The sequence below is a fragment of the Pseudomonas sp. 20-5 genome (assembly GCF_056782835.1).
In genome coordinates, this window is the sequence record NZ_CM165584.1 from 6027242 (window position 1) to 6048828 (window position 21587).

The window sequence follows — 21587 nt, forward strand, 5'->3', positions numbered from 1 at the left end:
CAAAATTAGCTAGCTAACGAATTCCATTCGAGGACAGCTTCATGTCGAGCAAGAAAGTCGCCGAGATCGTCGTGGAAACCCTGGAAGCCGCCGGCGTCCGCCATTGCTATGGCATCGTCGGCGACACCCTCAACCATGTCACCGACGCCATCCATCGCAGCCAGATCCAGTGGGTCCACGTGCGCCACGAAGAAGCGGCGGCCTTCGCCGCGGGCGCCGAGTCCTACATCAGCGGACGCCTGACCGCCTGCGCCGGCTCCTGCGGACCGGGCAGCCTGCACTTCATCAACGGCGTCTACGAGGCCCAGCGCAACCGCGCGCCGATGGTCCTGATCGCCAGCCAGATCGTTACCCCGCAACTGGGCATGGAGTTTCCCCAGGAGGTCGACTTCAAGGCGGTCTACGCCAGCTGCTCGGTGTTCTGCGAGCAGGTGCACAGCCCGGAACAGGCGCGCCGGGTGGTGGCCCTGGCCTGCCAGGCGGCGCTCAACCGGCGCGGCGTAGCGGTGGTGATCCTGCCGGCCGACATCAGCCAGGCCACGGTGAAGGACGACCTGCCGTTCTCGGTGCATTTCCCGCAACCGGTGCTGCGCCCCAGCGACGCCGAACTGCAGGACGTCGCCCGCCTGCTGGCCCACGGCAAGAAGATCGGCATCTACGCCGGCTCCGGCTGCCAGGGCGCCCACGACCTGCTGGTGGCCCTCGCCGACCGCCTCAAGGCGCCCATCGCGCACACGTCGCGGGCCAAGGACTTCGTCGAGTACGACAACCCCTTCAACATGGGCATGACCGGTATGCTCGGGATCGAGTCCGGCTTCCACATGATGACCGAGTGCGACACCCTCCTGCTGCTCGGCGCCGACTTCGCCTGGGCGCAGTTCTATCCGCAGAAGGCCACCCTGATCCAGGTCGACCGCGATGGCAGCCACCTGGGCCGCCGCCACCCCATCGATCTCGGCGTGGTCGGCGACGTGATCCCCACCCTCGAGGCGCTCTTGCCGTTGCTCGAAGCCCGCGAGGAGCGCAGCTTCCTCGACGAATGCCTGGAGCACCGCGAGCGCTCGCTGCGGACGCTGGAAAAAGAGGAGCAAGCCGGCAAGGGCGAGCTGATCCATCCGCAGCACCTGGTCAGCCTGCTCGACCAGCACGCCAGCGAGGACGCCCTGTTCACCGCCGACGGCGGCTCGGCGATGGTCTGGCTGTTGCGTCACATCCACAGCAACGGCAAGCGCCGCACCCTCACCAGCCTGGTCCACGGCACCATGGCCAACGCCATGCCCCAGGCGCTGGGACTGAAGAAGGCCTACCCCGAGCGCCAGGTGATCTCGATCTCCGGCGACGGCGGCCTGGCCATGCTGCTCGGCGACCTGCTGACGGCCATCCAGGAAAAACTACCGATCAAGGTAGTGGTGCTGAACAATGCCTCGCTGAACTTCGTCGAGCTGGAACAGAAGGTCGAGGGCCTGCTGGACAACTACACCGACCTGCTCAACCCGGACTTCGCCCGTCTCGCCGAAGTGATCGGCTTCCACGGACGCAAGGTGACGCGCTCCGAGGAGCTCGAGGCGGCGGTGCAGGAGTTCCTCGCCCAGCCCGGTCCGGCGCTGCTGGACGTGCATACCAACCCTGCGGAGCTGGTGATGCCGCCGAAGATCGAGTTCGGCCAGGTCGCCGACACCGCGCTCTACGCCGCCAAGGCCGTGCTCAGCGGGCGCTTCAAGGACGTCGAGACGCTACTGGTGAACAACCTGCTGAAATGAGCCGGCAGCGGCGCGGCCCGCCTGCCACGGGGCCGCGCCGGGCAGGCGCGGATTCCTGACCGCTCGATCATGTTCGCTCGTCCGAGAGAACGTCGCGCGCGGCGCCGGCTGGCGGTACAATGCCGCGCTTCATCAGCGACAGCCGCTTCGCAGGAAGCCACCCGTGGACATTCTCAAAGACAAAATCCGCTCGGAAGGCATCGTCCTTTCCGAGCACGTACTCAAGGTCGACGCCTTTCTCAACCACCAGATCGACCCGCAGCTGATGCAGCAGGTCGGTCACGCGTTCGCCATGCGCTTCCGCGACCAGGGCATCACCAAGATCGTCACCATCGAGGCTTCCGGCATCGCCCCGGCGGTCATGGCCGGCCTGGAGCTGGGCGTCCCGGTGATCTTCGCCCGCAAGTACCAGTCGCTGACCCTGAAGGACAACCTGTACATCTCCAAGGTGTTCTCCTTCACCAAGCAGACCGAGAGCACCATCGCCATCTCGGCCAAGCACCTGAACGCCCACGACCACGTGCTGGTGATCGACGACTTCCTCGCCAACGGCCATGCCGCCAAGGCGCTGATCGACCTGATCGGCCAGGCCGGCGCGAGCATCGCCGGGCTCGGCATCGTCATCGAGAAATCCTTCCAGGATGGCCGCGCCCTGCTGGAAAGCGAAGGCTACCGGGTCGAGTCCCTGGCCCGGGTGAAATCGCTGGCCGGCGGTCAGGTCGAGTTCCTCGACTGAGCGCCACTCAGCCCCGCTCTTCCTGGCTGGCTCGCAGGCCGGCCAGCAGCAAGCGCTGGTAGAGTTCCTCGCGAAGCCCCTGCGGATCGTCCAGGTCCATGCGCCGCAGATGCGCCGGGTAGGCTTCTGGCTCCGGCGCATCCAGGGTCGCCTTGCCCAGTTCGAGGATCTCGCTCAGCTTCAGCTTGCGCTTGAGCCAACCCAGCGCCCGCAGCAGGTCCTGCTCGACCTCGTCGAAATCGCTGCCCAGGGGAAACTCCGGCAGCGCCGCTGCGTGGGCCTGGTGCAAGGCCTGCAGGCGCTCCGGGGTATTGTTGCGATAGCGTTCGGGCAGGACGAAATCCTTCGGCAGCTTGCCGGCCGACTGGGCCTGCTCGGCCAGCGCCTGCTGGAAGCGCGAGTCGGCGATGGCCAGCAGCGCGGCGATCACTTCCGCGTCATTCTTGCCGCGCAGGTCGGCGATCCCGTACTCGGTCACCACCATGTCACGCAAGTGCCGGGGAATGGTGGTGTGGGCGTACTGCCAGACGATGTTCGAACTGACCTCCCCGCCGGATTCGCGCCAGCTACGCAGCATCAGGATCGAACGTGCGCCCTCCAGCTCGTGGGCCTGGGCGACGAAGTTGTACTGCCCGCCGACGCCACTGAGCACCCGGCCGTCCTCCAGCTGGTCGGCGACCCCGGCGCCGAGCAGGGTCACGGTGAAGGCGCTGTTGATGAAGCGCGCGTCGCGCCGCTGCAGGCGCTTCAGCTCTTCCTGGCGGTACAGGTTGTTGACGAAACCGATGCCGGTCATGCCGATCCCGGCGCGCTCTTCCAGCGACATCTCGCGCAGGCGCCGGTAGAACGCCAACGGACCGAGGAAGAAGCCGCCGTGCAGCCACACCCCACCCTCCTCCGGCGCCTCGCCGCGCTCGGCAGCACGCTGTCGCGCTTCGTCGGGGTAGACCCGGCGGCTCAGCACGCCGGCCTCGGCCAGCGCCAGCAGACCCGGCACGAACATCTCGCTGCAACCGTAGAGCCCCCGGCGGAACGGCTCCAGACCGCCGTCGCGCTCGACCGTCTCGGCCCAGCGCGCACGCACCCCCAGCTCGTCGATCAACGCCCGGTAGGTGGCGTTGTCGCGCTGGCGCAGCAGCAAGGCGGCGGTCAGCGCGTCGCCCATCGAGCCGATGCCGATCTGCAGGGTCCCGCCGTCGCGCACCAGCGCGCTGGCGTGGAGGCCGATGCAGTGGTCCTGCAGGTTGACCGGCATGTTCGGCGTGGAGAACAGCCGGCTGCTTTCCGCCGGCGCGTCGATCAGCAGGTCGAATACCGACTCCTCGACCTCGGCGTCGCCCGGCAGGTAGGGCAGGTCATCGTGGACCACGCCGATGGCGACGATGGTCTCGCCGGCGGCGCGACGCTTCTCCAGCATCGGCAGGAGGTCCAGGGTGATATCCGGGTTGCAGGCCAGGCTCAGCTTGCCCGGCCGCTCGGGATGCCGCGCCACCAGTTGGGCCACCGCGTTGACGCCCTTGGCGTTGATGTCACGGGCGACGTGGCTGTAGTTGCAACTGATGTAGTGCTGCTGCGCCGGCGCGCTGTCCAGCAGGCTGCCGGGCTGCAGGTAGAACTCCTCGACGCGGATGTTCGCCGGCAGTTCGTCGCGGCGCAGGGCGTGCAGGTAATCCAGCTCCGGGTAGTCGGCGAAGACCCGTTCGGCGAAAGGCTCGAGGAAACGCCGCTGCAGGTCGCCGCCAGCGGCGGGACGCCCCAGGGAAAGCGCGGTATACAGCGTCAGCTGGCGCTCCGGCAGGGTCCGCAGGCGCTGGTACAACGCATTGACCAGTCGGTTGGGCTTGCCCAGCCCGAGGGGCAGGCCCATGCGAATCGGGCCCTCGATGGTCTGCAGCAAGTGATCGACTGCGGCGTCGATGGAACAGGTTCGGCTCAAGACGATGCCCTCCGGCGAATGGGTAGCCGGAAGTTTGGACCCTGTTTGCCGGCGGGACGATCCGCCAGCGGGAAAAACCCGCACCGCGGATACGAAAAAGCCGCCAGGAGGCGGCTTTTCGCGACACTGTCCCGGCGTTGTTACAGACCGGACATATGCTTGATCGCGGCTTTCAGCTCGTCGTCCGAGCAATCGGCGCAGGTGCCTTTCGGCGGCATGGCGTTGATACCGGAAATCGCCTTGGCCAGCAGGCCATCGAGGCCGCCCTGCTCCTTGGCGCGCTTGCCCCACTCGGCCTTGTCGCCAACCTTCGGCGCGCCCAGCAGGCCGGTGCCGTGGCAGGTGTTGCAGGTCTTGCCGACGATGTCTTCGCCGGAACGCGCACCGCCGCCACCGGCGGCTGCCGCGACGGCGCCGACGCCTTCGCATTCCTTGCCTTGTACGCAGACCTTGCCTACCGGCTCGAGGCGCTTGGCGATCGCATCGTCAGTGGTCGTAGCCTGAGCGCTTACAGCCCACAGGGCCAACACGGCAGCTTGGGCCGCCAGCATTTTTTTAATCAGGTTCACCCTTACACCCTCATCGTGGCTTATCACACCCGGGCACGATACCGATCACTGCGGGCCGCGCGGGCGGGCGCAAGTATAACGGCAAAGAAAGCCCGGCAGAAACAATTGCACACCCTCGCAAAGCCTTGCGGCATTAGGTCGCAGCCCCGCATGCCCCTTGTCGGCCGGCGCCCTTCGGGCCCGGCGGGGTCTTGTGCTTCAGGTCAGAAATTTGCGGGCGTGGTGGCGCTGATCAAGCGTGCCGGCACATCGTAGGGATTGCGAAAACGGTGCGGCTTGTTGCTCTCGAAATAGTAGCTGTCGCCGCGCTCGAGCACATAGGTCTCGCTGCCGACGGTCAGTTCCAGGCGCCCGTCGACCAGCACGCCGGCCTCCTCGCCTTCGTGGTTGAGCATTTCCTCGCCGGTGTCGGAGCCCGGCGGGTAGGTTTCGTCGAGGAAGGCGATCGCCCGGCTCGGGTGCGCCTTGCCCACCAGGCGCATGGACACCGCGCCGCTGGAAATGTCGATCAGTTCGTCTGCCTTGTAGACAACCTGGGTATGGCTGTCCTGCTCCAGGTCCAGGGAGAAGAACTCCACCAGGGACATGGGGATACCGCCCAGCACCTTCTTCAGCGAACTGATGGAAGGGCTCACGCTGTTTTTCTCGATCATCGAGATAGTGCTGTTGGTGACACCCGCCCGTTTGGCGAGTTCGCGCTGGGAAAGACCTTTGAGCTTTCGGATGGTTTGCAGACGAGCACCGACGTCCAAGGGTGGAGTCCTCCTTATTCTTCTGGCAGGCAAGGCAAAACGAGGCCGCACACGGCTGGCGACCCCAAGTCGGCCGTATCATGGCAACACTGTTCAGTATTTACAACAGATCGGTCGACATGCCTGCGCAAAGAATTCGGAAAGTTTTTCTCAAGCCCCGGAATAGACGCGCGGCACCCTTTTCAGGTTGCACAGCAGCTGGTAGGGAATGCTGCCGAACTGCGCCGCCAGGGCGCCGACCGGCACGTTCGGGCCCCATAGTTCGACCCGGCTGCCCAGCCCGGCCTGGGGATGGTCGGTAAGGTCGACGGTGAGCATGTCCATCGATACCCGGCCAACCAGGCGCCCCGGCTTGCCGTCGATGAACACCAGGGTGCCGTCGGCGGCGTGGCGCGGATAGCCATCGGCGTAGCCCATGGCGACCACGCCGATGCGCTGGCTACGCTCGGTGCTGTAGCGCGCGCCGTAGCCGACCGGTTCGCCGGCCGGCAGGTCGCGGACGCTGATCACCTTCGATTCCAGGGTCATCACCGGGCGCAAGCGATCGGCCAGCGGATGTGCGCGCTCGAACGGCGTGGCTCCGTAGAGCAGGATGCCCGGACGTACCCAATCGCTGGGCACCTTCGGCCAGCCGAGCACGGCTGGCGAATTGCGCAGGCTGATCTCGCCTTCCAGGCCCTGGCTAGCGGCCGCGAAGGCGGCGAGCTGTTCCTCGGTGCGCGGGCAATCCAGTTCGTCGGCGCGGGAGAAGTGACTCATCATCACGATCTTCGCCACCTTGCCGCTGGCCCGCAGGCGCTCGTGGGCGGCGCTGAAGTCCTCGGGGAAGAAGCCGACGCGGTGCATGCCCGAATCCATCTTCAGCCAGACGTTCAGCGGGCGGGCCAGGCTGGCGCGTTCGATCGCCTCCAATTGCCAGGCGCAATGCACCACGCACCAGAAGTCGTGGGCGACGATCAGCTCCAGCTCGGACGCCTCGAAGAAGCCCTCCAGCAGCAGGATCGGCTGGCGGATACCGGCCTCGCGCAGCTCCAGGCCCTCCTCGATGCAGGCCACGGCGAAGCCATCGGCCTCGGCCGCCAGCGCTTCGGCACAGCGCACCGCGCCGTGGCCGTATGCGTCCGCCTTGATCACCGCGAGCGCACGGGCGCCGGTGGCTTCGCGGGCCAGCCGATAGTTGTGACGAAGGGCTTGCAGGTCGATCAGGGCACGGGCGGGGCGCATGGCGACGGGTCTCTCTTCAGCGAGGTGCGGCATCGCGCACCTTTCATCAGGCGAAAAAAAGCCCGGCTCTCCGGCCGGGCCAGACAAAACTCAGGGCAGCGCAGCGACCACCGACATCTCTACCAGGATCTCCGGCTCGCAGAGCTTGGCTTCGACGGTGGCGCGCGCCGGCGCGACGCCGCGCGGCAGCCACTGGTCCCAGACGCGGTTCATGCCTTCGAAGTCGGCGTCGATGTCCTTCAGGTAGATGGTCACCGAGAGGATCCGAGTCTTGTCGGTGCCGGCCTCTTCCAGCAGACGCTCGATGGCCGCCAGGGTCTCGCGGGTCTGCTGCTCGACGCCCGCGGACATGTCCTCGCCCACCTGGCCCGCCAGGTAGACGGTGCCGTTGTGGACGACGATCTGGCTCATACGCTCGTTAGTGTGCTGGCGCTGGATGGGCATTCTTGGCGTTCTCCGGGGAATTGCTGTAGCGGGAAATATCCAGGCCTTCGGTACTGATCTGCGGGCGCTTCTTCGCCATCAGGTCGGCCAGGTAGCGACCCGACCCGCAGGCCATGGTCCAACCCAGGGTGCCGTGGCCGGTATTGAGGAACAGGTTGCGGTAGCGGGTGGCGCCGACGATCGGGGTGCCATCCGGGGTCGCCGGGCGCAGGCCGGTCCAGAAGGTCGCCTGGCTGATGTCGCCGCCCTCGGGATAGAGGTCGGTGGTGATCATTTCCAGGGTCTCGCGGCGGCGCGGGTTCAGCGACAGGTCGAAGCCGGCGATTTCCGCCATGCCGCCGACGCGGATGCGCTGGTCGAAGCGGGTGATCGCCACCTTGTAGGTCTCGTCGAGGATGGTCGAGGTCGGCGCCATCTCCGGGTTGGTGATCGGCACGGTCAGCGAATAACCCTTCAGCGGATAGACCGGAGCCTTGATACCCAGCGGCTTGAGCAGTTGCGGCGAGTAGCTGCCCAGGGCCAGCACGTAGTGGTCGGCGGTGAGCAATTCGCCGTTGACCAGCACGCCGTTGATGCGGTCGCCGGCGAAGTCCAGGCGCTCGATGTTCTGGCCGAAGCGGAACTCCACGCCCAGGCCCTTGGCCATTTCCGCCAGGCGGGTGGTGAACAGCTGGCAGTCGCCGGTCTGGTCGTTGGGCAGGCGCAAGGCGCCGACCAGCTTGTCGGCGACCTTGGCCAAGGCCGGCTCTACGCGGGCGATGCCATCGCGGTCGAGAACCTCGTAGGGCACGCCGGAGCGCTCGAGCACGGCGATGTCCTTGCCGGCGGCGTCCAGCTGCGCCTGGGTGCGGAACAGTTGGGTGGTGCCGAGGGTGCGGCCCTCGTAGGCGATGCCGGTCTCGGCGCGCAGTTCGTCGAGGCAATCGCGGCTGTACTCGGACAGGCGGACCATGCGCTCCTTGTTCACGGCGTAGCGCTCGGCGGTGCAGTTGCGCAGCATCTGCAGCATCCAGGCGTACTGGCTGGGATCGGAGGTGAGCTTGATGGCCAGCGGCGCGTGCTTTTCCAGCAGCCACTTCATGGCCTTCAGGGGAATGCCCGGGGCTGCCCAGGGCGAAGCGTAGCCGGGAGACACCTGGCCGGCGTTGGCGAAGCTGGTTTCCAGCGCGGGACCGTCCTGACGGTCGACCACCACCACCTCGAACCCGGCACGGGCCAGGTAATACGCACTGGCGGTACCGATGACACCGCTGCCAAGGACCAGAACTCGCATTGTCGCCTCCCACGTCGCGGAGGAACCGCGGACGTTTGTTATTTTGAGCGTGTAGATGCGCGCAGTATAGGAAGAGGCAGGCAGAAATAATCACCAATTTTAGGCGGTTACTCAGGTAAAAAACCGGACAATTAGGGGTTTTACCGAGGCGCATCCACCATAAAACTGGAAAAATACCGCATATTTAAATGATCGAACTCAGGCTGGGAGCCGCTTTTTCGGGAAAGCCTGTCGCAGAAGCCATGGAAAACGGCAGGAGTCCCTGAAGGAACCGCTCGCGACAGGAAAAATTCCGCGGACACTGCCCGGCCCTTGCGACCGGAGCAGCGTCCCAGAGCGCTCGCGGAGCCTTCGCGCTATTTCTTCACCCACTTGCCGCCGACCTGGACGTACTGCCCGGCAGGGGTTCTCTCCATCGCCTTCTTGCCGGCCATGGCCTCCACGTCGGCCAGCGAAGCGCCGCTGCTGTTGGCCACCTTCTGGTATTCGGCACGCCGCGCGGCATTGATCTGCGCGGCGATGTCCGCCGCCTGGCCGCTGTTGCTGACCACGCCAAGGTAGCCGTCCGCCTGCTCGCCGACCAGGCCCTGGGCCTTGGCGCCGCCAAGGGCCGACATGGCCTGGCCGAGGTCCATCGCCATGGCGGAAAGGCTGATGCCGAGGGCCAGCAGGGCGATACCGAGTTTGCTACGGGTTGTCATGGATCCGCTCCTTTAGAACAGGCCGCTGTTCTCGTTGATGATGCCGTCCAGAGCCTTGTCGACCTTGATGTAGATCTCGTGCTCGATTTTCACGTTGAGATTGATGTTGATCGGCTCGCTGGGAGCCGCCAGCTGCACGGTGGGCGTGCAGGCCATCGTCAGGCTGCCCAGCAGCAGGACAGCGAATAGAGCGCAGAGGCGCATCGGGGGTTCTCCTGTATGGCTCATGGCGCCGAAGCCTTGCGTTTCTGCATGCGCTCCTGCACACGTTGGCGAATGGTTTCGCTGACCCGGTCGCTCAGTTGCAGGCTGGTCAGCAGTGCCGGGATATCCTCCTCCAGATTGACGTTGAGGTTGACCGGGCGCCCCTTCTCCAGGTCCGGGTTGCTGCCCTGCAAGCGCAGGCCGAGCAACAGCTTGCCGTTCTCATGATAATCGACGCTGCTTTGCAGGACGTCGTAGTGGAAATCGTCGAGGGCATCGGCGACCAGCTTCATCCCCGGGTTGCTGCGCCCCAGCGCCTCGATCTTCGCCGAGCGGAAGCGCAGGTAGCCGGGCTCGCGGGCCTTGACCTGGCCGCCGGAGACGCTGGGCTTCCAGCGGTTCAGCATCAGCGGCAGCTCGCCGTCCAGGGCGCCTTCGCCGGCCAGGCCCTCCGCCGGATAGACCCGGAAAATCTCGCCGAGTTGTATGCCCTGGATACGCAAGGCGAACTTCTGCTCAGCCTGACCCAGGCGGATGCTCCCCGCGGGGACCGAGGCCTGCCCGCCGAACAGGCCGCTCTGCAACGTCTGCCAGCTCAAACGGCCGCTGCCCGGCGCGGAAAGCGGGGCCTCATAGCGCCCGCGGAAACTCACCGGCCCCAGCGGCAGGCCGGGATTGGCCTCGGCCAGGCTCAGGCCGGGGCTGTCCAGGCTCAACTGACCGCCACGCAGGCGCAAGGCCAGGCTGCCGCCCAGCCCCTTCAGCTCGCTGCGGTCGTAGATACCGTCGAGGCCTTTCAGGGTCAGGTCCAGGTCGAGGGACGAGGCGCCCGCCGCATCGAGCTTCCAGCCGGCCGCGGCGGTCGCTCGCCCATTGCCCAGTTCGAGCAGCCCCGGCCAGTCGGCGAGGGTCGCGGCCAGCGGATTGCCGGTACGGAAGAACACCTCGGCCAGCCTGGCGGAGAGCGCCAGGGGCGTCTTCGCGTCGCGCTGCAGCTGGATGTCCGCCGCCAACCCCGCGCCGTTGCTCAGCCGTCCCTTCAGGCTGGTGCGCTCGAGGGTGGTGTCGAGCGGCCCCTCGAAGGTCCAGGCCAACGGTTTGAGGTTGGCCTGGCGGAGTTGTCCGACCTGCGCCTGCAGCGGCCCGGCGAAATGCAGCGCCAGCGGCTGGTAGGCCAGTTCGAGAGCGGCCCCGGCGAGGTCGAGGCGGGGCTGGCCAAGGTGCAGCGTCGACGGCTCGGCCAGGGACGCCGCCTGCAACCGCGCGCCCCTGCCGAAGGAGAGGTTGGCGCGCTGCCCGTCCAGCCGGCCCTCCAGGGGAATCTCCGCGACCAGTCGCTCGGCTTTCCAGCCCAGGTATTGCAGGCGCGGCGCGTCCACCTGCAAGCGACCCTCCACCAGCCTGGCGGCCCACGGCGAGATGCCCAGCAGGTCGAGCCGCGTCTCCAGCTTCAGCGTACTCGCGCCCTCGCTGGTGAACGCCAGGCGCAACGCGGTGACGCTATCGGCATCGCGCTCCAGCGGCTCGCTGCGCAAGCCCAGCGCGCTCGGCCGCAACTCGGCCGGCAGCGCCTGCAACCACTCGCCGTGCAACTGGCTCAGGCGCAAGTCGCTGCGCAGCTGGCGTGGCAACCAGGCGCCCTCGTCTCCATCCAGTTGAACTTGCAGTTCGCCCTGTACATTACCCAGACCGGGCAGCGGCCAGGCTTGCGGAGCCTGCACCAGCAGCGCCGCCGAGCCACCGCCGTCGAGCACCCGGCGCGGCTCCAGCCAGTCGCTGCCAGGCGCCAGGCGGATCGTCCAGTCCGCTTGCAGACGCAGGGCTTGCGGTGCGTCGGGCAGGCGCTGGGCTTCCGGCAACCAGCGATTGAGCCAGACCACCAGGCCACGGGTGTCCGGCAGGCCGGGCGCCTCCAGGCGCCCCTGCCAGAGGCCGTCGCCATCGGACGGCGCGAGCTGGCTGTCCAGCGTCAGCAGCGCCTGCCGGTCGAGTTGCGCGCGCGTCCGCAGGCGCCAACCGGTAGGCTCCTCGAAGAGCTGGGCGTCGAGCTGGGCCTGCTGCGCCTCCTGTTGCAGGCGCAGTTGCGCAGCCAGCGGAAACAGCGCTCCCGACGGGCGGCCGATGTCCAGCCCGCCGTCCTGCTCGCAGCGGCCGGCGGGACAAGGCAGGTCGAGATGGAAGCGTTCGAGGTGGATCTGTTCCGGCAGCCAGGCGAGGGTCTCGCGCAGGGACGTCCAGTCCAGCGCAGCGGAGTCGTCGTCGGAACTCGCGGCAGCCGGTTGCCAGGCGAGCGCCACTTGCTCCACGCGCAGGCCGGGTAGACGCGGACGCCAACCCGACAGCCCGGGCCAGCGCAGCAGCGCGTGTTCCACGTCCAGTCGCAAGCTGGCGCCATCCGCGCCGCGCCGCTCCAGCGCCAGCCGTCGCAGCCCGATGCCTTCGGCGGACAGGCCCAGGCCTTGCCACTCCAGGCGCTCGACACCCTGCTCGCGCAACAGGCTGCGCCAGGCATGCCAGCCGTAGCCGAACGCCAGCAGCAACAGCACTGCAAATACCAGCAGCAACGTCGTCCTTCTGCGCAAACGCATGTCCTACCTCTGTCCGTTGCCGACCCGGCCAAGGGTGGCGGGGCCCTCGTGCAAGATCAAGGCGTTTTCCCTGGCCAGTGTTTTTCCCTGCTTTCGACGTTATATTGGCGGAAAATTTCCGGATTTTCCGAGCCAGACGGGGAGCCTCCATCCATGCGTACCCAGCATCAGAGCAAGCGCGAGCTGGACAAGATCGACCGCAACATCCTCCGCATCCTGCAGGAGGAAGGTCGCATTTCCTTCACCGAGCTGGGCGAACGCGTCGGCCTCTCGACCACACCCTGCACCGAACGCGTGCGCCGCCTGGAGCGCGAAGGCCTGATCATGGGCTATCACGCCCGGCTCAATCCGCAGCATCTGAAGGCCAGCCTGCTGGTGTTCGTCGAGATCAGCCTGGACTACAAGTCCGGCGATACCTTCGAAGAGTTTCGCCGGGCGGTGCTCAAGCTGCCCCATGTGCTGGAATGCCACCTGGTGTCCGGCCACTTCGACTACCTGGTGAAGGCTCGCATCTCGGAAATGGCGTCCTACCGCAAGCTGCTCGGCGACATCCTGCTGAAACTGCCGCACGTACGCGAGTCGAAGAGCTATATCGTCATGGAAGAGGTCAAGGAATCGCTCGACCTACCGGTTCCGGATTGACCCATGACGCGCTCCGGGAGTCCGCCAGGACTCCCGGCATAGACGGGAAACACCGTCTTTTCTGTACACGATCCCCGCAACACCTCGCAGTTTTTTCCTTTTTCGCCCTTGGCGAGCGCCTCGACTGACGTTTATGCTCCGTCAAATTTTCCACACATAATAATCAGGATTTCACACATGAACGCCCGCGTTCACCAGCCGGTGCATACCGCCCAACACGCCCCCTCCTACTACGCCGCCACGCTCAACCGACGCATCGAGTGCCCTCCCCTGGCCGGCGAAGAACAGGCCGACGTGTGCGTCGTCGGCGGCGGCTTCTCGGGAGTGAACACGGCGTTGGAACTGGCCCAGCGCGGCTTCTCCGTGGTCCTGCTGGAAGCGCACCGGATCGGCTGGGGCGCCAGTGGGCGCAATGGCGGCCAGTTGATCCGCGGCGTCGGCCATGACGTCGAGCAGTTCCTCCCGGTGATCGGCGCCGACGGCGTGAAGGCACTCAAGCTGATGGGCCTGGAGGCGGTGGAGATCGTCCGTCGCCGGGTCGAGCAGTACGCCATCGACTGCGATCTGCGCTGGGGCTACTGCGACCTGGCGAACAAGCCCGGCGACTACCAGGGCTTCCGCGAGGACATGGAGGAACTCCAGGCCCTCGGCTATCGCCACGAGATGCGCCTGGTGCCGGCCGCGGAGATGCGCAGCGTGGTCGGCTCCGATCGCTACGTCGGCGGCCTGGTGGACATGGGCTCCGGCCACCTGCACCCGCTCAACCTGGTCCTCGGCGAAGCCGCCGCTGCCCAGTCGCTGGGCGTCCGCCTGTTCGAGCGCTCGCCGGTGACGCGGATCGACTACGGCACGGAAGTCCAGGTGCATACCGCCACCGGCAAAGTGCGGGCGAAGACCCTGGTGCTGGGCTGCAACGCCTACATGAACGACCTCAACCCGCTGCTCGGCGGCAAGGTACTGCCGGCCGGCAGCTACGTGATCGCCACCGAACCGCTGGACGAGAAACTGGCCCGCCAACTGCTGCCGCAGAACATGGCGGTGTGCGACCAGCGCGTGGCCCTCGACTACTACCGGCTCTCCGCCGACAACCGCCTGCTGTTCGGTGGCGCCTGCCATTATTCCGGCCGCGACCCCAGCGACATCGCCGCCTACATGCGGCCGAAGATGCTGGAGGTATTCCCGCAACTGGCGAACGTCCGCATCGACTACCAATGGGGCGGCATGATCGGCATCGGCGCCAATCGCCTGCCACAGATCGGCCGCCTGCCGGGGCAGCCCAACGTGTACTTCGCCCAGGCCTATTCCGGACACGGGGTGAACGCCACGCACCTCGCCGGGCAGTTGCTCGCCGAAGCCATCGGCGGCCAGCAGAGCGACGGCTTCGACCTGTTCGCCAAGGTGCCGCACATCACCTTCCCCGGCGGCAAGTTGCTGCGCTCGCCACTGCTGGCGCTGGGCATGGCCTGGTACCGGCTGAAGGAAAAACTCGGTAGCTGAGCCCATCCGAGGCTCGGTGGATTCTGAAAAAATCAGGCGGGGCATCGCTCTTCCGAGGAAAACTCCTAGAATTCGCACGACCGGGATGAGCCGGTCGTTCGAGTTTCCACGGGAGATATCCTTGCTTCGCCGATTCCTCCTGCTGGCCCTCCTGGCCCTCTCCGGCTGCGCCAGCACTCCTCCGCCGCAACCGTCGTCGGCACTGCCCGCCGAGGGTACCTGGCTGGCCAGGCAGGCCGAAATCCAGGGACGCGACCACCCCGGCCAGTCCGGCTTCCACCTCCTGGGCGCCAGCGAGGATGCCTTCGTCGCCCGCGCGGCGCTGATTCGCGCAGCCCAGCGCAGCCTCGACATCCAGTACTACATCGTCCACGACGGACTGACCACGCGCGCCCTCGCCTACGAGTTGCTCAAGGCAGCCGACCGTGGCGTGCGGGTACGCATCCTCATCGACGACACCGCCAGCGATGGCTGGGACTACGAGATCGGTGTGCTCTCCGCCCATCCGAACATCCAGGTGCGCCTGTTCAACCCGTTGCACCTGGGCCGCGCCACCGGCATCACGCGAGGCGTCGGCCGCCTGTTCAACCTGTCCCAGCAACACCGGCGCATGCACAACAAGCTGTGGCTGGCCGACGGCACGGCGGCCATCGTCGGCGGACGCAACCTCGGCGACGAGTATTTCAACGCCAAGCCGGAGATGAACTTCACCGACCTCGACCTGCTCGGCGTCGGCCCCATCGCCAACCAGCTCTCGCACAGCTTCGACCAGTACTGGAACAGCGCCATCAGCCGGCCGATCGAGGATTTCCTCTGGCGCGCGCCCTATCCCGGCGAACTGGAGTCGGCCCGACGCAAGTTGCAGCGCTACCTGCGCAAGGAGTCGGTGAAGGAGTCCGGCTACATCCGCCACCTGTTCGACCGCGGCGACCAGCCACGCCTGGGCAACTGGCTGGAGAATCTCACCTGGGCCCGCGCCGAGGCGATCTGGGATGCGCCGCTGAAGGTATTGAGCCGCGGCGAGCCCGACCCGCACCTATTGCTCAGTCCGCACCTGGCGGGCCTGTTCAAGGGCGTGCAGAAGGAACTGATCCTGGTCTCGGCGTATTTCGTTCCGGCCAAGGACGGTCTCAACTACCTCACCGGCAAGGCCGACAGCGGCGTCCGCGTGCGCCTGCTGACCAACTCCCTGGAAGCCACCGACGTGCCCGCCGTGCATGCCGGCTACGCGCCCTATCGGATGGCGCTGCTTGAGCATGGCGTTAAGCTCTACGAGCTGCGCGCCAATCCCGACCAGCCGCTGAGCGGCGCGCCCTGGCGCCTGCACGGATCGAGCAGCGCCAGCCTGCACAGCAAGGCGATGGTCTTCGACCGGCGCAAGGTATTCATCGGTTCGTTCAACTTCGATCCGCGCTCGATCCTGTGGAACACCGAAGTCGGGGTCATCGTCGACAGTCCGCTGCTGGCCGAGCAGGTCCGCCAACTGGCGCTGGAGGGCATGGCGCCGAGCGTCAGCTATCAGGTGCGCATCGACCGCAGCGGTAGCCGGCCGAAGCTGGTCTGGATCGATGAGCGCGACGGCCGGCCTCAGGTCCTGCGCCACGAGCCGGGTAGCCTGTGGCGACGCCTGAACGCCTGGGTCGCGGGAATGATCGGACTGGAAAAGATGCTCTGAGGGTCACTCGGAGGCTTCCAGGCCGGTCGCCTCGTCGTCCGCCGGAATCGCCCCGCGCAGCCGCACCAGCACCACGAAGCCCGCCGCGCCGAGCGCCATCATCAACGGCAGGGCGTGACCGCTGATCCACTGGCTGGCGGCGCCGGTGGCCAGCGGGCCGAGCAGGCAGCCGATGCCCCATAGCTGCGCGACATGGGCATTGGCCCGGACCAGGGCATCGTCTCGGTAGCGCTCGCCGATCAGGATCAGCGCCAGGGTGAACAACCCGCCGGCGCTGGCCCCGAACAGCACCAGCAGCGGCCAGATCAACGGCGTCTGCAGCAGCAGGGGAATCGCCAGGCTGCTCAGCAGCAGCACCAGGCCGCAGCCGCCGAACAGGCCGCTGCGCGAGACCCGGTCGGCGAGCCAGCCGATCGGCAGCTGCAACAATGCATCGCCCACCACCACGGTACTGACCATGGCCAGCGCCACCGCTTGCGGAAAGCCCTGGCGCAACCCGTATACCGGCAGCAGGGTGAGGATCATCGCCTCGAAGGCAGCGAACAACACCACCGCCCAGGCGATCGCCGGCAGGCCCCGGCAGAAGGCCCACAAACCGCGCCCGGAGGCACTGTGCGGATCGACCCTGGGCGCACCGCTGCGGCCCAGCAGCAGCAACGAGCCAGCAATCAGCAGGCAGACGCCGAACCAGAAGCCACGGTCGTCGGCGGTACCGATGAAGGTCAGCAGTACCGGCCCGGACAGTTGGCTGAGGGCGTAGCCGGTGCCGTACAGCGCGACCAGCCGGCCACGCCACTTCTCCACTGCCAACTGGTTGATCCAGCTTTCCCCGAGGATGAACACCACGGTGAGCTGCACGCCGATCAGCAGGCGCAGCAACAGCCATACCGGGTAGCTCTGCAGCAGCGCCAGCAGGCCGACGGAGGCTGCCCCGGTGAGCAGGCACAACTGCATCAGCCGCGGCGTGCCGACGCGCGCGGCGAGGCGCCCGGCGATCATCGCGCCGAGCAGCACGCCCACTGCCGGCGTGCTGGCCATCACGCCGATGGCGAAACTGCCGTAGCCCCAGCTCTCCAGGCGCAACGAGACCAGCGGCATGGTCAGGCCAAGGGCGAGGCCGATGCTGATGACTGCGGAACAGACGGCGAAATAGCTTCCCCAACGCATTGCGATTCTCCCGTTGGCACCCCGGAAGCCTTGCCGGGGCGAGCGGATATATCCGGCGCACGAAGCACAGCGGCCGGGCTTCCAGAAGGAAACCCGGCCGCGGGTGTGGCTCGAGAGAGCCGGCCCGGAAGGGCCGACCTAGGCGATCAGAGCTTGATCCAGGTCGCCTTCAGCTCGGTGTACTTGTCGAAGGCGTGCAGCGACTTGTCGCGACCGTTGCCCGACTGCTTGAAGCCGCCGAACGGAGCGGTCATGTCGCCGCCGTCGTACTGGTTGACCCAGACGCTGCCGGCGCGCAGGGCCTTGGCAGTCAGGTGCGCCTTGGACAGGTTGCTGGTCCAGACCGCCGCCGCCAGCCCATAGGGCGTGTCGTTGGCGATGCGCACGGCTTCCTCGGCATCCTCGAACTCGATCACCGAGAGCACCGGGCCGAAGATTTCCTCGCGGGCGATCTTCATCGCATTGGTCACGCCGTCGAAGATGGTCGGCTCGACGTAGGTGCCACCAGTTTCTTCCAGGGTCCGCTTGCCGCCGGCGACCAGCTTGGCGCCGTCGTTGTGACCGGCCTCGATGTAGGACAGCACGGTGTTCATCTGCTGGGTGTCCACCAGCGCGCCGACGTTGGTTTCCGGATCCAGCGGGTTGCCCGGCTTCCAGCCCTTGAGGGCCTCAATCACCAGGGGCAGGAACTTGTCCTTGATGGAGCGCTCCACCAGCAGGCGCGAACCGGCGGTGCAGACTTCGCCCTGGTTGAAGGCGATGGCGCCGGCAGCGGCTTCGGCGGCGGCCTTCAGGTCCGGGGCGTCGGCGAAGACGATGTTCGGGCTCTTGCCGCCGGCCTCCAGCCAGACGCGCTTCATGTTCGACTCGCCGGCATAGACCATCAGTTGCTTGGCGATCTTGGTCGAACCGGTGAACACCAGGGTGTCGACATCCATGTGCAATGCCAGCGCCTTGCCTACCGTGTGGCCATAGCCCGGCAGCACGTTGAACACGCCTTTCGGAATGCCGGCCTCGACGGCCAACTGGGCGATGCGGATGGCGGTCAGCGGCGACTTCTCGGAGGGCTTGAGGATCACCGAGTTGCCGGTGGCCAGGGCCGGACCGAGTTTCCAGCAGGACATCAGCAGCGGGAAGTTCCACGGCACGATGGCGGCGACCACGCCGACCGGCTCGCGGGTCACCAGGCCCAGCTCGGCATGGGGAGTGGCGGCGACTTCGTCATAGATCTTGTCGATCGCCTCGGCGCTCCAGCGCAGGCTGTTGGCGGCGCTGGCGACGTCGATGTGCAGCGAGTCGCTGATCGGCTTACCCATGTCCAGGGTTTCCAGCAGTGCCAGCTCCTCGGCGTTCTCCAGCAGCAGATCGGCGAAGCGGATCATCGTCTGCTTGCGCTTGGCCGGCGCCAGGCGCGACCAGGCGCCGGAATCGAAGGCATTGCGGGCGACCTTGACCGCCTGCTCGGCATCGGCCAGGTCGCAACTGGCGACCTTGGCCAGGAAGCGGCCATCCACCGGGCTCAGGCAATCGAAGGTCTCGCCGGAGGCGGCGTTGCTGTATTCGCCGTTGACGAAGGCACGGCCTTCGATCTTCAGGTCTTTGGCGCGGGCTTCCCAGTCGGCGCGGGTCAGGGTGGTCATGACAACGTGTCCTCTTATTGGTGTTCTGGGCGCCTGGGAGACAGGCGCGCTGTCAGATTCTGCAAGGCGGGCGCGCGGCCCGTGGTGTCCGCCACCCTAAACCAGAGCAGCGCCTGTTTTCAATATATTTGACAGGAACCCCTCTAACTCCCTTGTCACGTTCATTATTTTAAACATAGACTCGCCCGGACTAGCGTCTTCATCCCTCGCGTGCAACCTGGGTGGCCCTATGACAATGAATAACGAGCCGCAGTCGAGCAGCCTCGACAACTTCTGGATGCCCTTCACCGCCAACCGCCAGTTCAAGGCGCGGCCGCGCCTGCTGGAAAGCGCCGAAGGCATCCACTATATCGCCCAGGGCGGGCGCCGCATCCTCGACGGCACCGCCGGCCTCTGGTGCTGCAATGCCGGCCACGGCCGGCGCGAGATCAGCGAAGCGGTGGCCCGGCAGATCGCCACCCTCGACTACGCCCCGCCGTTCCAGATGGGTCACCCGCTGCCGTTCGAACTCGCCGCGCGGCTGACGGAAATCGCCCCGCCGGGCCTGAACAAAGTATTCTTCACCAACTCCGGCTCGGAATCGGCGGACACCGCGCTGAAGATCGCCCTTGCCTACCAGCGCGCCATCGGCCAGGGCACCCGCACCCGCCTGATCGGCCGCGAACTGGGCTACCACGGGGTCGGCTTCGGCGGCCTGTCGGTAGGCGGTATGGTCAACAACCGCAAGGCCTTCTCCGCCAACCTGCTGCCGGGGGTCGACCACCTGCCGCACACCCTGGACGTCGCCCGCAACGCCTTCACCGTCGGCCTGCCCGAGCATGGCGTGGAAAAGGCCGAGGAGCTGGAACGCCTGGTGACCCTGCACGGCGCCGAGAATATCGCCGCGGTGATCGTCGAGCCGATGTCCGGCTCGGCCGGCGTGGTGCTGCCGCCCAAGGGCTACCTTCAGCGGCTGCGCGAGATAACCCGCAAGCATGGCATCCTGCTGATCTTCGACGAAGTGATCACCGGTTTCGGCCGCGTCGGCGAAGCCTTCGCCGCGCAGCGCTGGGGCGTCGTCCCGGACCTGCTGACCTGCGCCAAGGGGCTGACCAACGGCAGCATCCCGATGGGCGCCGTATTCGTCGACGAGAAGATCCACGCTGCCTTCATGCAAGGCCCGCAGGGCGCCATCGAGTTCTTCCACGGCTATACCTATTCCGGCCATCCGGTAGCCTGCGCCGCCGCCCTGGCGACCCTGGACATCTACCGTCACGACGACCTGTTCCAGCGGGCCGTCGAACTGGAAGGCTACTGGCAGGACGCGCTGTTCAGCCTGCGCGACCTGCCCAACGTGGTCGACATCCGCGCCATCGGCCTGGTCGGCGGCGTGCAACTGGCGCCGCACGCGGACGGCCCCGGCAAGCGCGGCTACGACGTCTTCGAGCGCTGCTTCTGGGAGCACGACCTGATGGTCCGGGTGACCGGCGACATCATCGCCATGTCGCCGCCGCTGATCATCGACAAGCCCCACATCGACCAGATCGTCGAGCGCCTGGCCCAGGCCATCCGCGCCAGCGTCTGATCCAGGCGGGCGGCTGGCGCCGCCCTGCCCCCAACTGGCCAGAACCACAAGAACCGAGAGTCAGCATGAACATCGAACAGATCGTCGACTTCGCCCAGGCCAACAGCGCCCCGGAGCACTACAGCCCGGCGCCGGAGAAAATCCTCAAGGGCGACCCGAAACAGAGCGTGCGCAACCACTATGGCAGCCCCTGCGGGCAGTTCAACGCCGGTATCTGGGAAGGCGCCGTGGGCCAGTGGACGGTGAACTACACCGAACACGAGTACTGCGAGATCATCCAGGGCGTCTCGGTGCTGCGCGACCGGCACGGCAACGCCAAGACCGTGCGCGCCGGCGACCGCTTCGTGATCCCTGCCGGCTTCCAGGGCACCTGGGAAGTGCTCGAAGCCTGTCGCAAGGTGTATGTGATCTTCGAAGCCAAGGCCTGAGCCCCGGCTTCATCCAGAATGCTTGTTACCCTTGCCCGCCACCTGGCGGGCTTTTTTGTGCGCGGCCCGGGGTTCGTACGCCGGAAATGAAAAAGCCCGCCAGGGGCGGGCTTTTCGCAAGGTGCCGGATCAATTACTTGATCTTGGCTTCCTTGTAGATCACGTGCTGACGAACAACCGGATCGTACTTCTTGATCTCGATCTTCTCAGGCTTGGTACGCTTGTTCTTGTCGGTGGTGTAGAAGTGGCCGGTACCGGCGCTGGACACCAGACGAATCAATTCACGCATGATTCAGCTCCTTAGAATTTTTCGCCGCGGGCACGCAGGTCAGCCAGGACGGCCTCGATGCCACGCTTGTCGATGATACGCATGCCCTTGGCGGAAACGCGCAGACGTACGAAGCGCTTCTCGGACTCGACCCAGAAACGGTGGTGCTGCAGGTTCGGCAGGAAACGGCGGCGGGTTTTGTTGTGTGCGTGGGAAATGTTATTCCCGGTAACCGGACCCTTACCGGTTACTTGACAGACTCTAGACATGCCTCAGCCCTCTATAACCTCATGCCCAACCCGGCATGGGTTGGCTGCTTTAACTCAAGTTCGATACTCAGTTTCACCGGGGTCTTACCCGCTGCATCCCGACGAAGGAGAGCGTGGCCCCAGAAAAGAGCGCAGCTTTATATCAGAAAGGCGCCCCGCGCCGCAAGGGTGAAGACCATGGCGCAGCCGCGGCCCGCCTCACTGCGGGCTTCGCACCGCGGCCGTTCGTCGCCTTGCCTCGTTGTCGCTG

20 protein-coding genes are annotated in these 21587 nt (G+C 66.4%); 7 read left to right on the top strand and 13 right to left on the bottom strand.

Annotation, left to right across the window (positions count from 1 at the left end; genetic code table 11):
* Positions 1-41 precede the first annotated feature (41 nt).
* Together AC1RB9_RS27775 and AC1RB9_RS27780 are read left to right on the top strand one after the other, a co-directional pair.
* Positions 42-1760, top strand: a complete 1719-nt coding sequence (locus AC1RB9_RS27775; protein ID WP_003098265.1) for a thiamine pyrophosphate-dependent enzyme — start codon at positions 42-44, stop codon at positions 1758-1760.
* Between the two features lie 163 nt (positions 1761-1923).
* The gene (locus AC1RB9_RS27780; protein ID WP_003096508.1) at positions 1924-2496 is read left to right on the top strand and encodes a xanthine phosphoribosyltransferase; all 573 of its coding nucleotides are present in this window, start codon (positions 1924-1926) and stop codon (positions 2494-2496) included.
* Positions 2497-2503: 7 nt separating this feature from the next.
* On the opposite strand, the gene AC1RB9_RS27785 is transcribed toward AC1RB9_RS27780, so the two are convergent.
* The 9 genes from AC1RB9_RS27785 to AC1RB9_RS27825 form a co-directional block, all read right to left on the bottom strand.
* Positions 2504-4363 carry an acetyl-CoA hydrolase/transferase C-terminal domain-containing protein gene (locus tag AC1RB9_RS27785; protein WP_003141992.1) on the bottom strand — a complete coding sequence of 620 codons (1860 nt, stop codon included), beginning with the start codon at positions 4361-4363 and terminating at the stop codon, positions 2504-2506.
* A gap of 209 nt (positions 4364-4572) precedes the next feature.
* Complete coding sequence (locus AC1RB9_RS27790; RefSeq protein ID WP_003096511.1) at positions 4573-5001, bottom strand: c-type cytochrome; 429 nt, start codon at positions 4999-5001, stop codon at positions 4573-4575.
* Positions 5002-5204: 203 nt separating this feature from the next.
* Positions 5205-5753: a cupin domain-containing protein gene (locus AC1RB9_RS27795; protein WP_003096513.1), complete on the bottom strand. Its 549-nt coding sequence runs from the start codon at positions 5751-5753 to the stop codon at positions 5205-5207.
* A 150-nt stretch (positions 5754-5903) separates the two neighbouring features.
* Positions 5904-6977 carry an alanine racemase gene (gene alr, locus AC1RB9_RS27800; protein WP_003114351.1) on the bottom strand — a complete coding sequence of 358 codons (1074 nt, stop codon included), beginning with the start codon at positions 6975-6977 and terminating at the stop codon, positions 5904-5906.
* A 90-nt stretch (positions 6978-7067) separates the two neighbouring features.
* On the bottom strand, positions 7068-7421 hold the full coding sequence (locus AC1RB9_RS27805) for a RidA family protein (RefSeq protein ID WP_003098273.1): 354 nt from the start codon (positions 7419-7421) through the stop codon (positions 7068-7070).
* Positions 7396-8694 carry a D-amino acid dehydrogenase gene (dadA, locus tag AC1RB9_RS27810; protein WP_003098274.1) on the bottom strand — a complete coding sequence of 433 codons (1299 nt, stop codon included), beginning with the start codon at positions 8692-8694 and terminating at the stop codon, positions 7396-7398. The genes AC1RB9_RS27805 and dadA overlap by 26 nt, the downstream gene beginning before the upstream one ends.
* A gap of 356 nt (positions 8695-9050) precedes the next feature.
* Positions 9051-9395: a YdbL family probable chaperone protein gene (locus tag AC1RB9_RS27815; RefSeq protein ID WP_003098276.1), complete on the bottom strand. Its 345-nt coding sequence runs from the start codon at positions 9393-9395 to the stop codon at positions 9051-9053.
* Between the two features lie 12 nt (positions 9396-9407).
* Positions 9408-9599 carry a YnbE family lipoprotein gene (locus tag AC1RB9_RS27820; RefSeq protein WP_003096523.1) on the bottom strand — a complete coding sequence of 64 codons (192 nt, stop codon included), beginning with the start codon at positions 9597-9599 and terminating at the stop codon, positions 9408-9410.
* 20 nt (positions 9600-9619) lie between these two features.
* Positions 9620-12187: an intermembrane phospholipid transport YdbH family protein gene (locus AC1RB9_RS27825; protein ID WP_023085871.1), complete on the bottom strand. Its 2568-nt coding sequence runs from the start codon at positions 12185-12187 to the stop codon at positions 9620-9622.
* A gap of 153 nt (positions 12188-12340) precedes the next feature.
* Here AC1RB9_RS27825 and dadR point away from each other — a divergent pair, with 153 nt between their 5' ends.
* The 3 genes from dadR (at position 12341) to AC1RB9_RS27840 (ending at position 16001) form a co-directional block, all read left to right on the top strand.
* Positions 12341-12829 (top strand): transcriptional regulator DadR, encoded by a 489-nt coding sequence (dadR, locus tag AC1RB9_RS27830; RefSeq protein WP_003096535.1) that lies wholly within the window; start codon positions 12341-12343, stop codon positions 12827-12829.
* Between the two features lie 177 nt (positions 12830-13006).
* A complete protein-coding gene (locus tag AC1RB9_RS27835) occupies positions 13007-14326 on the top strand; it encodes an NAD(P)/FAD-dependent oxidoreductase (protein ID WP_003098280.1) in 1320 nt (439 codons plus the stop codon).
* 85 nt (positions 14327-14411) lie between these two features.
* On the top strand, positions 14412-16001 hold the full coding sequence (locus AC1RB9_RS27840) for a phospholipase D family protein (protein WP_004347289.1): 1590 nt from the start codon (positions 14412-14414) through the stop codon (positions 15999-16001).
* Positions 16002-16004: 3 nt separating this feature from the next.
* Here AC1RB9_RS27840 and AC1RB9_RS27845 read toward each other — a convergent pair whose 3' ends face one another.
* Positions 16005-17168 (bottom strand): MFS transporter, encoded by a 1164-nt coding sequence (locus tag AC1RB9_RS27845; RefSeq protein ID WP_003114355.1) that lies wholly within the window; start codon positions 17166-17168, stop codon positions 16005-16007.
* Positions 17169-17314: 146 nt separating this feature from the next.
* Positions 17315-18808, bottom strand: coding sequence for an aldehyde dehydrogenase (locus AC1RB9_RS27850; RefSeq protein ID WP_003098285.1), 1494 nt, complete (start codon positions 18806-18808; stop codon positions 17315-17317).
* Positions 18809-19037: 229 nt separating this feature from the next.
* Between AC1RB9_RS27850 and aptA the strand changes: the two genes are divergently transcribed.
* Positions 19038-20372 (top strand): omega-aminotransferase AptA, encoded by a 1335-nt coding sequence (aptA, locus tag AC1RB9_RS27855; RefSeq protein WP_033873880.1) that lies wholly within the window; start codon positions 19038-19040, stop codon positions 20370-20372.
* Positions 20373-20437: 65 nt separating this feature from the next.
* Entirely contained in the window at positions 20438-20800 is a 363-nt protein-coding gene (locus tag AC1RB9_RS27860) for a cupin domain-containing protein (RefSeq protein ID WP_003096551.1), read from the top strand.
* A 133-nt stretch (positions 20801-20933) separates the two neighbouring features.
* On the opposite strand, the gene rpmG is transcribed toward AC1RB9_RS27860, so the two are convergent.
* Positions 20934-21089, bottom strand: a complete 156-nt coding sequence (rpmG, locus tag AC1RB9_RS27865; protein ID WP_003096555.1) for a 50S ribosomal protein L33 — start codon at positions 21087-21089, stop codon at positions 20934-20936.
* Between the two features lie 11 nt (positions 21090-21100).
* Positions 21101-21337, bottom strand: coding sequence for a 50S ribosomal protein L28 (rpmB, locus tag AC1RB9_RS27870; RefSeq protein ID WP_003096556.1), 237 nt, complete (start codon positions 21335-21337; stop codon positions 21101-21103).
* Between the last annotated feature and the right edge of the window lie 250 nt (positions 21338-21587).

Coding starts and splice junctions, on each gene's coding strand:
- AC1RB9_RS27775 (WP_003098265.1), top strand. CDS start 42: ATGTCGAGCAAGAAAGTCGCCGAGATCGTCGTGGAAACCCTGGAAGCC.
- AC1RB9_RS27785 (WP_003141992.1), bottom strand. CDS start 4,363: ATGGGCCTGCCCCTCGGGCTGGGCAAGCCCAACCGACTGGTCAATGCG.
- alr (WP_003114351.1), bottom strand. CDS start 6,977: ATGCGCCCCGCCCGTGCCCTGATCGACCTGCAAGCCCTTCGTCACAAC.
- AC1RB9_RS27805 (WP_003098273.1), bottom strand. CDS start 7,421: ATGCCCATCCAGCGCCAGCACACTAACGAGCGTATGAGCCAGATCGTC.
- dadA (WP_003098274.1), bottom strand. CDS start 8,694: ATGCGAGTTCTGGTCCTTGGCAGCGGTGTCATCGGTACCGCCAGTGCG.
- AC1RB9_RS27815 (WP_003098276.1), bottom strand. CDS start 9,395: ATGACAACCCGTAGCAAACTCGGTATCGCCCTGCTGGCCCTCGGCATC.
- AC1RB9_RS27820 (WP_003096523.1), bottom strand. CDS start 9,599: ATGCGCCTCTGCGCTCTATTCGCTGTCCTGCTGCTGGGCAGCCTGACG.
- AC1RB9_RS27825 (WP_023085871.1), bottom strand. CDS start 12,187: ATGCGTTTGCGCAGAAGGACGACGTTGCTGCTGGTATTTGCAGTGCTG.
- dadR (WP_003096535.1), top strand. CDS start 12,341: ATGCGTACCCAGCATCAGAGCAAGCGCGAGCTGGACAAGATCGACCGC.
- AC1RB9_RS27835 (WP_003098280.1), top strand. CDS start 13,007: ATGAACGCCCGCGTTCACCAGCCGGTGCATACCGCCCAACACGCCCCC.
- AC1RB9_RS27840 (WP_004347289.1), top strand. CDS start 14,412: ATGAGCCGGTCGTTCGAGTTTCCACGGGAGATATCCTTGCTTCGCCGA.
- AC1RB9_RS27845 (WP_003114355.1), bottom strand. CDS start 17,168: ATGCGTTGGGGAAGCTATTTCGCCGTCTGTTCCGCAGTCATCAGCATC.
- AC1RB9_RS27850 (WP_003098285.1), bottom strand. CDS start 18,808: ATGACCACCCTGACCCGCGCCGACTGGGAAGCCCGCGCCAAAGACCTG.
- aptA (WP_033873880.1), top strand. CDS start 19,038: ATGACAATGAATAACGAGCCGCAGTCGAGCAGCCTCGACAACTTCTGG.
- AC1RB9_RS27860 (WP_003096551.1), top strand. CDS start 20,438: ATGAACATCGAACAGATCGTCGACTTCGCCCAGGCCAACAGCGCCCCG.
- rpmG (WP_003096555.1), bottom strand. CDS start 21,089: ATGCGTGAATTGATTCGTCTGGTGTCCAGCGCCGGTACCGGCCACTTC.
- rpmB (WP_003096556.1), bottom strand. CDS start 21,337: ATGTCTAGAGTCTGTCAAGTAACCGGTAAGGGTCCGGTTACCGGGAAT.